General features: G+C 40.7%; 8 protein-coding genes and 1 pseudogene. 4 read left to right on the top strand and 5 right to left on the bottom strand.

Features of this window, described 5'->3' with window-relative positions:
* Positions 1–790 (bottom strand): annotated as a pseudogene (locus WA1_RS53480) (glycoside hydrolase family 10 protein); the annotation flags it as partial.
* Between the two features lie 191 nt (positions 791–981).
* A complete protein-coding gene (locus WA1_RS30825; protein ID WP_017740455.1) occupies positions 982–2,304 on the bottom strand; it encodes a TIGR03279 family radical SAM protein in 1,323 nt (440 codons plus the stop codon).
* Positions 2,305–2,437: 133 nt separating this feature from the next.
* Here WA1_RS30825 and WA1_RS30820 point away from each other — a divergent pair, with 133 nt between their 5' ends.
* The 3 genes from WA1_RS30820 to WA1_RS30810 all read left to right on the top strand — a co-directional run bounded on the left by WA1_RS30820 (position 2,438) and on the right by WA1_RS30810 (position 5,259).
* Positions 2,438–3,424, top strand: a complete 987-nt coding sequence (locus WA1_RS30820) for a FecCD family ABC transporter permease (protein ID WP_017740456.1) — start codon at positions 2,438–2,440, stop codon at positions 3,422–3,424.
* Positions 3,421–4,203, top strand: a complete 783-nt coding sequence (locus tag WA1_RS30815) for an ABC transporter ATP-binding protein (protein WP_017740457.1) — start codon at positions 3,421–3,423, stop codon at positions 4,201–4,203. The genes WA1_RS30820 and WA1_RS30815 overlap by 4 nt, the downstream gene beginning before the upstream one ends.
* 150 nt (positions 4,204–4,353) lie before the next feature.
* Positions 4,354–5,259 carry an ABC transporter substrate-binding protein gene (locus WA1_RS30810; protein ID WP_017740458.1) on the top strand — a complete coding sequence of 302 codons (906 nt, stop codon included), beginning with the start codon at positions 4,354–4,356 and terminating at the stop codon, positions 5,257–5,259.
* Between the two features lie 62 nt (positions 5,260–5,321).
* Here the strand turns inward: WA1_RS30810 and WA1_RS30805 are convergent, their stop codons facing one another.
* Both WA1_RS30805 and WA1_RS30800 read right to left on the bottom strand, forming a co-directional pair.
* Positions 5,322–6,278: an undecaprenyl-diphosphate phosphatase gene (locus WA1_RS30805; RefSeq protein ID WP_017740459.1), complete on the bottom strand. Its 957-nt coding sequence runs from the start codon at positions 6,276–6,278 to the stop codon at positions 5,322–5,324.
* 357 nt (positions 6,279–6,635) lie between these two features.
* Positions 6,636–7,646: a mechanosensitive ion channel family protein gene (locus WA1_RS30800; protein ID WP_017740460.1), complete on the bottom strand. Its 1,011-nt coding sequence runs from the start codon at positions 7,644–7,646 to the stop codon at positions 6,636–6,638.
* 906 nt (positions 7,647–8,552) lie between these two features.
* Between WA1_RS30800 and WA1_RS30790 the strand changes: the two genes are divergently transcribed.
* Positions 8,553–9,011 (top strand): Fur family transcriptional regulator, encoded by a 459-nt coding sequence (locus tag WA1_RS30790; RefSeq protein WP_017740462.1) that lies wholly within the window; start codon positions 8,553–8,555, stop codon positions 9,009–9,011.
* A gap of 29 nt (positions 9,012–9,040) precedes the next feature.
* On the opposite strand, the gene WA1_RS30785 is transcribed toward WA1_RS30790, so the two are convergent.
* Entirely contained in the window at positions 9,041–12,124 is a 3,084-nt protein-coding gene (locus WA1_RS30785) for a pentapeptide repeat-containing protein (RefSeq protein ID WP_017740463.1), read from the bottom strand.
* Between the last annotated feature and the right edge of the window lie 18 nt (positions 12,125–12,142).

The following is a 12,142-nucleotide window of genomic DNA, read 5'->3' as shown; positions in this document are numbered from 1 at the left end:
TGGATGCAGTGGATGCAGTGGATGCGGCGGAGCTTTCTCCCCTGCTCCTCGGCTCCCCTGCTCCCCTGCTCTCTACTTTCCTTGTCCCAGAAGTAGAGGGAACCGTTGCTACAGTGGTACTACAGGTTTCAGAACCCCCGTTAACTCGCGTTGGAGCGGTTGTGGGTTTTTTGAGAAAACGGTTGATGCTTGTTTGCAGCCAAGCTGTATCTAACTCTGGTGATGCAACAACATCGACTCCCCAACGCCAACCAAAAAATGTAGAACGATCGGTGGCTACTACTGCCACTGGGCTATCTTTGGAATCCCAAACAGCAGGCGTTTGAGTTGTTGCTAATTCATCGGGAACAACCACACCACCGCGTATCTTACCAAAAAGTTCCTTTTTATCTGCCCAAAACTGAATTTTTTGTTTTGGTGGAAGTTGTAACTGTTGTGTGCTTTCAAGGCTAAATCCCCAATAACCTCCCAACAGTGTACGCAAAAGCTGTCTAACTCCTGGTGCTGATACACTTCCCACCGGACCGCTAGCAATTAAGCGCCCTCCTTTGCTCATCCATTCTTCTAGAGCAATAGCTTGTGCGGGAGTTAATGACTCAACATTGGGCATAAATAAGATAGTGCGATCGCCCCAATCTGCCGCACTCCTCACATTCCACAGGGGAATTACACAATACTTTACCCCTGCAGTCTGCAAACGGGTTGTAATGCCCGTCCACTGATTTGTATTTTCTGTACTTTGGACAATACTGATGACTGGTTCTGTAGTTGTTGCGGTAGCTGGCAACATTAGTAAATTAAATAGTAAGAATTTAACATTTAAAATTAAAAATCCTGCTTTTTGAATTTTTTGTCTCCGATTTGTCACTATAAACCCCCACAGCATAATTTAGTTAGTGGTTAGTGGTGTAGGACAGGCGTCTCGCCTGTCATCGTTAGTGAATAGTGGCAAGATTTTAACTATTAACTACTAACCACTAACTATTGAATACAAGTTAAAATCAATTCTTCAACTCCTGACACTGGAAATACTTTTGTACCCAGTGCTTGAGCCACATCCTCAACACTTATATCATCTAAAAATACCAATTCGCCATGTTTCAGCATGACACTTGGCAACAAAATTCCATTTCCCAAATCTTGCCCCTTTAACTTCAGCAGCAAATCGTGACCGGTTAACAAGCCAGTTACAGTAATATTCTGTCCCCAATAATCACTTGACAAAGCGTGCATCTTCACATCTAATCCCTCGACTGAGTTTAATCGCTTAATAATTGGCTCAAATGCTTGTTCTACTGCGTTACCCACAACCCAAGTCAATTTTCTAGGTTCAACCTTTGGTGGTAGCAACCGATCGGCTGTTTCTGAAAATTGTCTGAGAAATAAACGAATGGAACCAACACCGTTGTCTATTTGCGGATAGTCTGCATACTCAGACTCTTCTGGCAATTCCTCTCTAGCGATCAGAAACCACTCATCAGCTAACCAAATACAGTTTTGACCGTATTTTTGACGAAACTCTTGTTGTAGCGATCGCACTTGGTTGATCGTTTCCCTTGCTGTTTCTGTACTTACGGGTATCAGTTCGTCTTCTTGCGGGCGAAACTTGGTTAAACCCACTGGCACTACTGCTACAGAAGCAACAGCAGGAACTTCACCTGTATGAAAAGACGCTAAATCCCTGAGTGTTTGTTCCAAATGACTGCCATCATTGATACTAGGACATACTACAACTTGTGCGTGAATTTGAAGTCTTCTTTTTTGGAACCACTGAATCTGCTGTAAAATTTTACCTGCACGGGGATTTTTGAGCAATCTGATTCTGACTTCTGGTTCTGTTGCATGAACAGAAACATAAAGGGGAGACAAGCGCATATTCTCAATACGCTGCCATTCTCGTTCTGGTAAATTGGTGAGGGTTAAGTAGGAGCCATATAAAAAACTGAGTCGATAGTCATCATCTTTAAGATATAAACTATAACGCTTGCCTGGAGGTTGCTGGTCTATAAAACAGAAGGGACAGCGATTATTGCACTGAATTAAACTATCAAAGAGTGCTGTTTCAAACTCTAGTCCCAAGTCATCATCATAGTCTTTTTCAATTTCTATATGATGTGTTTTGCCAGCAACATCTAAAACTTCTAAGTCCAGCACTTCATCAGCACATAAAAATTGATAATCTATTAAATCTCTGGGCTTTGTACCGTTAATGCTGACAATGGCATCTCCCGGTTCAAATCCAATTTCCGCAGCGATAGATTCGGATATTACTTTAGTAATTCGGGCAGGATGAATAATAGCCATTTTGAATAGGGTTAGTGGTTAGTGGTTAGTTGTTAGTGGTACAATCAATAGAAAAATTATAGTGTTTTTTATGTGGCAGTCTCTAACAACTAACAACTATCAACTATCAACCAACAACTAACAACTATCATCAGTGAAAATTATCTCTGAGAACCGTGTTATAGTGGCAACTTTACTGCTAAGTGTAGCACTGGTGTTCTTAATAGGAATTTCCTTGTCTTTTGGGGCAGTTGCCTTGACTCCATCCCAATTATGGCAGGCAGTCCTTCGCAAAGGCGACACATTGGCTCAAACTATTATCTGGGATTTAAGGTTACCTCGAACCCTAGCAGCAATGTTGGTGGGTGCAGCTTTGGGAATGTCTGGCGCACTGCTTCAAGGAATGCTTCGGAATGGATTAGCAGATCCTTTCTTGCTTGGTATTTCGGCTGGGGCGGGTTTGGTGGTTGTCCCAATATTGGCTCTGGGGATATTGCAAAGTTGGATTCCCTTTGCTGCATGGGTTGGTAGCTTATTGACTACCTTGTTCGTTTATCTTCTGGCTCGCAGTGGTGATGGTATTTCTATCGAAAGGTTAATTTTGGGTGGAGTTGCTGTGAGTTCGTTATTTGGGGCAATTCAATCTGTTTTGTTGCTCTTAGCAGAAGATGGACAGATCCAAGCTGCGTTAAGTTGGTTAATTGGGAGTCTCAACGGTAGGGGATGGAATTTGGTTGCGATCGCAGGACCCTATATTTGTATAGCTTTATTGGTAGGATCTCTACTTGGTCGCAGTCTCAATTTATTAAATTTGGGAGATGATTTAGCTGTTGGTTTGGGAGTTTCCCTAGCGCGATCGCGTATTATTATTGGTGCTGTTGCTACATTACTTGCTGCAGGTGCTGTGAGTGTAGCGGGATTGATTGGCTTTGTTGGCTTAATCGTTCCTCATGGTATCCGCTTGTTTGTTGGCACAGATTACCGATTTGTTTTGCCTTTAAGTGCTGTGGGTGGCGCGTTAGTCCTAACAGGAGCCGATCTGCTTTCTCGCCTGGGCGCTGTAGAATTACCAGTAGGTGCAGTCACCGCACTGCTTGGTTCGCCTGTATTTATCTGGTTATTATACAACCGCAAATCATGATCTTAAAAACTCACGAACTTACTGGTGGATACGCAGGCAAACCCGTTATTCAAGATATCTCCCTGACACTTCAAGCTGGAGAATGGTTAAGTTTGGTTGGTGCTAACGGTTCGGGAAAATCCACGCTGCTAAAACTGATGAGTCGCTTGTTGAAACCCCAAACAGGATGTGTACTCCTCGACGGACAAGCCATTCACACTCAAAAAGCTATAGATGTGGCCAAAAAGTTGGCTTTACTACCACAACAGCAAACAATACCTCCAGGGTTGACAGTAAAGCAGTTAGTCTCTCTGGGGCGCACACCCCACCAGCCTTGGTGGCAATGGGAATTAGATGCAGAGGATAGAGAGAAAGTAGAAACCGCTCTACAGCTAACACAAATGCAAACATTTCGCGATCGCCCTGTAGAACAACTATCAGGTGGTGAGAGACAAAGAGCATTTTTAGCACTGGCATTAGCACAAAATCCACAAGTATTACTGTTAGATGAGCCAACAACTTATTTAGATGTACGCTACCAATTGCAATTATTAGAGTTGCTCAAACAACTTAACCAGGAACAGAATATATCAATTATTACAGTGTTGCATGATGTCAATTTAGCCGCAAGGTATAGCTCTCGTATTGCTCTAATTTGCCAAGGTAAAATCTGGGATTTAGGAGAACCAAAAATAGTATTAACACCAGAAAATTTAGCTAATGTTTTAGGTGTAAAAATTGCTGTACTCGAAACACCAGTAGGTTTGCAAATTTGTTCTTTAATCGCGATTGAGGATTAGGTATTGGGGACTGGGGCTATTTTCCCAATCCCTAATCCCTATACGTAGGGTGGGCATTGCCCACCCTACAAAAATCGGTAATTTTAGAACAGAAAGGGAGTTAGCAAAATATTCCCAATCCCCAATTGCTAATACATTTTGAGGTTTATTATGAAGCGTCATTTAATATTGATTGGACTATTAATATGGATAAGTTTTGGTATTTTGGCTTGCTCAAACACAGCAAATGAGCAGGCAAAGACTTCAGAGATAACTGCTACTTCTGTGTCACCGCAACCTGCTCAGTCAGTGGAAAAAGTTGTGACGCTTACATCTCTTTCCACAGATATTATTTCTAGATTAGATAGCAAAAAAATTGTGGGTATGTCTGGTAGCAATTTATTCAAAAATGACCCACGTTTTAAGGATATTTCTCGTGTCAGTGAAGGTCAAGCACCGCCAAATCTAGAGAAAATCCTAGCCCTGAAACCAGATTTAGTCATTGGTGCAGAGGGTTTTTCCAATCAGACAACGAATAAACTTAAAGAGTTGGGTATCCAAACTCTGCTGACTAAAGTTGATAGTTGGGAAGGAATACAAGATTTAACTAAAACATTAGCAAAAATCGTTGGAGCAGATCCAACACCACTTTTAAAGCAATATCAAACTTTTTTGCCCGACAAGCCAATTCAGAACGAATCTACTTTAGTGCTTGTTAGCCGTCAACCAATTTTAGCACCGAATAAAAAAAGCTGGGCTGGTAATTTACTCGATAAATTTCAGGCAAAAAATTTAGCAGCTGATTTACAAGGGAAAACCCCCATACCTGGTTATATAAATCTTTCTGCGGAGAAAATTTTAGAAGCAAATCCAGAAGTTATTATTATTGTTAGCCCACAACCAGGGCTTTTAAAATCTTTTAAGTCAGAATCTTTTTGGAACCAACTGAAAGCAACAAAAAATAATCGAGTCTACGAGTTTGATTACTACGGGCTTGTCAATCCTGGTAGTATTGATGCCATTGAAAAAGCTTGTCAGCAATTAAAAGCAGCGCTTGAAAAAGGGAGTAGGGAGTAGGGTGGGCATTGCCCACCTGGTCGCTGGTCACTGGTCACTGGTCACTGGTCACTGGTTACTGGTCACTGATTAACCAGAACCCCTGCTCCAATTGCCCCTAAAATCAATACACCAAAGACCAAACGGTACCAGATAAATACCCAAGTACTTCTGGTTTTTAGAAAACGTAACAAACCAGCGATCGCTAAATAAGAAAAGACTGCTGATGAAATTGTCCCGACGATCAAGGGAACCATATTATCCCCGACACCGACTTCCAACAAACCTTTTAACTCAACTAAACCAGCTAAGGTAATAGCAGGGAGACCTAACAAAAAGGAAAATCTTGCTGCGGTTGCTCTTTCCAAACCAATAAATAGTCCTGCTGTGAGGGTAGAACCAGAACGAGAAACACCGGGAATGAGTGCCATAGCCTGAGCCAATCCCATCGATATGCCGTCTGACATTTCTAATTGGCTAAATTCCCGCTTCCGCTTGCCGAGTTTTTCTGCGACCCCCAATATTATGGACATGAAAATTGAAGCAACTGCTATTGCTCCTAGACTTCGTATAGGGGAATTATCAAAATCGGGGATAAATTTTTTAATCAAAAGTCCACAAACAACAATTGGCAGAGTTCCTATGATAATTCCCAAACTGACACGGAAGTCTTTGTCTTGGTAATCGGAACGGCTAATTGCTTTTGTTGCTCCTAAGACAAGTTGTGTCAAATCTCCCCAGAAATACCACAGTACTGCAGCAATACTTCCTAGCTGAATAACGGCGGTAAAAGCGACGCCCGGATCGCCCCACCCAAGTAGCACTGGCACTACTTTTAAATGTGCCGTGCTACTAATAGGTAAAAATTCCGTAGCTCCTTGAACAAAACCCAATACAAGGGCTTGGAAAATATTCATCTGCTGTACTCCACTGGCGCTTGCAGCTTGGTTGCCAAAAGCTTTTAGTGGTTCTGCTATAACCGAGAGTGCGGCAGATGAAACACTTAAAATTACAAATAATTGACGTTTTGATAAAATCATTTAGTTTACCTTGCGATCGCTACCTCTATCAGTTCTACACACAATTTCACAAACGTCTCCCTAAACGAACCTTCCGGTAAAAAAGCATCTAAAAGTATAAAGGTTAAGAGATAAAGGACTAAAAAAGCTTACGTAATTTTACTAAATTATCAACTCTACCGCGTTTTTGTTACTCTTTTCACACTTAATGTGAAGAAAGGATGAAGAGTAAATAATTTTATTTTTTACTTACAAATACGTCAGTTCGACAAAGCACTCATTAGACCTCACGTTTCAAATAACAAATGACGATCCTAACTAGTTAACTGGTCACTGGTCACTGGTCACTGGCCACTGGTCACTGGTCACTGGTCACTGTTAATTTCCTTGCATGTAAATGTCACGAATAGGAAAGGGAATTTTGATTCCTTCTTTTTGATAGCGTTTGTGCAATTTCTTAACAAACAAATGTCTGGCAATGCGTTGATCGAAAAACTCACTCACCCGCATATAAAGCGTAAAATTAATACTAAAATCAGCAAAGTTTTCAAATCTTAAATAAGGCTCATTGCTCATCAATTCTGGAGCCACTTCTTGCATAACTTCTTTAGCCACTTCTACAGTGACTCTTTCGACCTGTTCTAAGTCACTATCGTAGGAAACCCCTACAGTCATTCTCAAGGTAATCTCTTTAACTGGAAGATGGTAGTTTGTAAAAATTGCAGTAGCTAGCTTAGAGTTAGGTACGATAATGACATTGTTAGAAAGCTCCTTAATAGTTGTATTTCGCCATGTTATATCTGTAACATAACCCTCATGATTGCCAGAATCCAGCTTCACGTAATCTCCGGTTCTTACTTGCTTGGAGATAATTAGGTAAAAGCCAGAAAATAAATTGGCTAATGTGTCTTGAAGTGCCAAACCAACTGCAATACCTGTAATACCCAAGGTAGTAACAAGTGGTGTAATCTCAACTCCAAGTGTTTGCAGTAAGATTAATATACCTAAAACTAAAACAGCAGTTTTAGCAGCATTAGAAATCAAAGATGCTGAAAGTTTTTCTGTTCTCCGTAAATAAAGATTGATAATGCCAGCAGTAAGTCTGGCAAGAACTAAAGTAACAGAGTATAAAAAAGCAATTGTAATAACTTTTTTCAGAAGTTCTGTAATTTCTGGAACTATACGATAACTAATAACTGCACCATAAAAACCACCTAACGTACACCAAATAAACGGCATACGATTTAAGGATTGAATTAGTATTTCACCAATTGGGAATTTTCTGCCAAATGCAATCTTTTTCAGTCTTATAAAGATAACTTTTTCGCCAATAATTCCACTAAGTAAACCAATGAGAAGAAATCCAATTGGTACAATCAATTGCATCATCATGATTTTCGAGTTTCAATTTAGGGAACATATAGGTTTGGGTAATTTTGTAATATTTAATACAGAAAACTACCCTGTTTGGTGGCATATGGTTTGAAACCGGATGTAGTTCTTTATGGCGACATTATAGTAGAATGCAAACTTTATAAGTCTAGCGGATGCAGTCCTAGAGCGCCGATCTAATAGTTAAAATAGGGGCAAAAAACCCGGTTTCTCTCTGCCGGCAAGATTGATATCTCGTATGCTCAACTCGAAGAAACCGGGTTTTTGGGATTTCTGTACCGACGCTCTAGAGAAGCATAACTCCCCCAAGACGAGCAAAATAGGTGACTTCTTAATTTTTATTTTACAATGTTGGCTTTCTCTTGTGGGTCGGGCTAGAAGCCCGTCTTACATCAAGGTAGGCAAGAATACTCGAAAGTTTGCTCAGACGGTTTTGCTCCTTGCAACTTCTCTCCACCCACATTTCGGGATGATTTCTTTCTGAGAAGTTGTTTAGCAAAATCAGGGCTTACGCAAAAACCGGGTTTCTTTACCAAAAATAGTCGTTTCAGCCATGAGTCTCTGTCCAGAAACCCGGTTTCTTTTATGTGAGTGCGTAAGTCCTAAAAATTACAGTCATATAGCAAATAATTATTAACTATTGACAAGATAGCAACGGTGCAGTAGACGGTTACAGCAATTTTAAGCTAAAGTTGTAATGAGTTTGTTTTAAATTAGGGTGTGAATAATTTAGGCTTGAGAAGCAAAAAAGATACCCCACTTCAATCTGCAATTTTCCCAGCGCTCCAAACTAAGCCTGGGGAGAGGTGGACTTAGAGGAGCAGAAGCGCAAGATACATAAAATCACAAATAAACATTTAACAGGGACAAAAAGCCCATTAAGTTAAAAAACTTAAAGTAAATATGCAAAAACAAGCGTTATCTATACAACCAATTCGTTCCCTAGAAGATGCTCTCGATCGCTGTCAGCAGCTAGGTATGCGCGTGAGTCGCCAGCGTCGTTTTATTTTAGAACTGTTGTGGGATGCACAAGAGCATCTATCTGCCCGAGAAATTTACGATCGCCTAAACTTGCAAGGAAAAGGGATCGGGCATACCTCTGTTTATCAAAACTTAGAAGCTTTATCCAGCCAGGGCATTATTGAGTGTATTGAACGCTGTGATGGGCGTTTATATGGCAATATTAGTGATTCTCACAGTCACGTTAACTGTTTGGACACCAACCAGATTCTGGATGTTCATATAGAACTCCCAGAAGATTTCATTCGCAAGGTAGAAGAACAAACAGGCGTAAAAATTACCGATTACAGTATCAACTTTTACGGCTACCGCAATAACAAAGAACAGAATAGAGATGAGTAGGAGCGCAAGGCATTGCGCCCGTACACTGGTCACTGGTCACTGATATCGTATGACTCTTCTGAAAGAATCAGTTCCCCTTCTATACTTTCAATAATTCCCTTCTCCAACATATTGTTGTTAGTCCAGACAGCTGTATTGTCCGTACTGCTAATAATATTAAGTTGGGATTGTTGTGACAGGAAATTTTTGATGATTTGAAACTGTTCTGATGAGAATATAGCACCCTTGCTTAAAGCAATCTCTTTAATAGCATCAGTTAACACAGCTTGAAATAAACAGGCATTAGTCAGATTAACAGACTCAAGATTCACTCCTGTGAGATTTGCGCCTGTGAGATCGGCTCCCATGAAGTTAGCATTCTCTAAATTTGTATTCGAGAGATCTGCACCTGCAAGGTTTGCATCTTGAAAATTTGCTGCTGCTAAATTTGCCCCAACTAACTCAGCATTTGATAAATTCACTTGCTCAAAATTAAACCCTGCTAGCATTACTTCTTCCAAATGAACTCCTGACAAATTGATAAAGCTAAAAGATTTTGAGCGAAGGCGAAATATAAGAGTGTTTTTGCCTAAAATCGATGTCCTACCTATCAGCCACGTGAGTGCTTCTGAATTAAATTCAGTTAAAGAAGCAGGATTTCCACAAGGCAAAAAAGGAATTTTTGCTTCCTGATGGCTGCTAAAAAGCAATAAAAAAATATTTAATCCTACTGCTGCATTCACCTGTTCAAGATTAACAGGGTTTTGCAACACCTGAAAGTAACTCAAAGCCTTATGTCCTATGTCCTCATTTAACCAATGACCTTGGCAATAGGCATACCAGAAAGGTAACAGACGCTCACACAGTAACTCAAAAGAACACTCCCGCTTGTTCAAGCGCCGCAACCCCTCAATCACAAGTGTTTCTATTTCCTGACTGAGAGCACCATAACCAAGTAACTTGTAAAGATGGAGGGCAATTTCACTTCTTGAATCTAATACAAAGGTAGGTTCACCATACGCACTTGGAGTACGTTCAACTAACCGTTTTAACCCTGCAATTATCGCTTTAGCACAAAAATAATCACCTAATTTAGAGTGAGTAAACTCTAAAGAATTTTGGATTTTGGATTTTGGATTTTGGATTTTGGATTTTGGATTTTGAAGTGTAGAGATTAAGCATGAGAAGTCTTTACGTCCTTCCCCTCGCTTAAAATAAAACGCTGGTAATATATCTAATTCATCAGTCAAACTTATCTGAGACCGCCCTGAATGTAAAATACGTAGCGCTTTATCTTGCATAATCTCAAGTAACTCTTGCGGGTGGTAACCTTGTAATAGATTTGCGATCGCTTCCTGAGTACGGTGAATATGGCTTGACCCCCAGCGCATTTGCACTGTTTTAATACCTTCAGCCTGAGGGTAACCTAACAGCCATTTACTCAGACGGTAATAAATTTCCCATAGCAAAGAAGCATTTCCCCTGTACTGAGCTTTAGCTGCTAGCTGCAACATTTCATCATCAAGCAATTCTTCACGATGTAAAATGCCCAGCAAATAAAGCATCAAAGGTTGCCGAACAAAGGCAGAGAGTTTTTGTAGTTCCGATCTGGTAGAAAAGATACCCGCCTGTTTTAAAAACGTAAAGAAATTTTGAGCAATCGGCAAAGATTGTACTTTTGTCCATTGCTGGAACCACTGTCTGAGTTCGTCCTGTTCCCAACACGCTATAGTAATTCGTCTCAATTGTGATGGCAGTTCTTGAGCGATTTCTTGCAATATCTCTGACCGACTGGTCAAGAAAACTTTGTGTTGGCGCTTGGATTGAAAGTCAAGCAATTGCTGAATAAAAATTGATTTTGCCCTTTTACCCAGATAAGAAGGTGGTAGCTCATCCAAACCATCTAAAATTAAAAGGCATCTGGGATGAGATAATTCCAACCATTCTGAAAGATTGACGTGAAAGTTTCCTCTAAAGCCAGAATTCAATGTTTCTTCCAAAGTTTCGCAAGGTGTTACCTCGGAAAGGTTAATAAGGACAGGCATCCAGTGAGGATAAACTTCCTGAGCCAGTATTCCTGCCCAAATTCGGCAAAAGCTACTTTTTCCATAACCCGCTTCCGATTCAATCAAAGCGACAGTTTCTAGATCGGAGAGTTGTTGCTGCGCCCACATCATTAAATCGACTAACTGAGAAGCTTTTGGCACTTGTTGGGAATCATTCTTCTCTACTGGCAGACCCTTGGGAGAGACATAAATATCTTTGAGAGCAAAAGATTCTACAAATAGCGGTTCTGAGTAACTTTGAATCAAACTGGCTCGGTAGAGTTCTCGGTACAAGTCTATTTTGTCACCTGCGGCTGAAGCACTAGGCGTAGAATTTGGGAGTAACGAACTACCTAGCCGAAAGAATTTTTGGAGTTGAGCAAATGGGGGAGCATTTTCTGCAATTGCAGCAAGCAAATGTCCAGCAAGTCCATTCACCAACCGTTGTACGATCAATTTAGCTTCTGCTTCTTCTGCACTATTAGCCAATAACCAAGCCACAGAAGCATTATTCATCTGTTGGACAAGTAATGAATCTGCAACTACAGACAATGCTTGCTCAGCTTGAGTGTCCGTGAGTTTTCCAGGACGGAGAGTTTTCAGCAACCCTTGGAGTTGAGCATCCAGAAGAGGACGATAAGAGGAGGGGGAGATAGGGGGAGGGGGGGAGGGGGGGAATTCTCCTTGTTCCCTTTGTCCTCTTGTCTGCCTATTCCATATCATCACCCTATCGATCCAAGGTCGGTGTAGGTTTTTTTCCTGACTAAGAACTTGGTGTAAAGCACGGAGATAAGCAATTTGGAACGCTAACCACGTTCCCTCAGTGCGTTTTAAAGATTTTTTTTGGCTAAAGACGGTGACTAGGTTTTGAGTGAGTTGTGCAAAAACAGAAATTTCCAGTAAAACAGCCCCTAAAGGCATTTCTAAAACTTCGACTAACGGACAAATATCAAATATACTCAGGCTTTTGAGTTCCATATCCTGAACAATACGAAACGCCAAGCCCACTATCTGCCCCGATGAAAATTGGCTTATATGGGGAATTTCAATATCGTGTTCTGCTAACCAATGCCTAAAACTCAAACTCATTATTTAGATGTAGAATGC

Origin of the sequence: Scytonema hofmannii PCC 7110 (genome assembly GCF_000346485.2) — a bacterium.
In the GTDB taxonomy this organism is placed as follows: domain Bacteria; phylum Cyanobacteriota; class Cyanobacteriia; order Cyanobacteriales; family Nostocaceae; genus Scytonema; species Scytonema hofmannii.
Note: the sequence above shows the minus strand (reverse complement) of the source record. Positions and strands in the feature narration are given on the sequence as shown.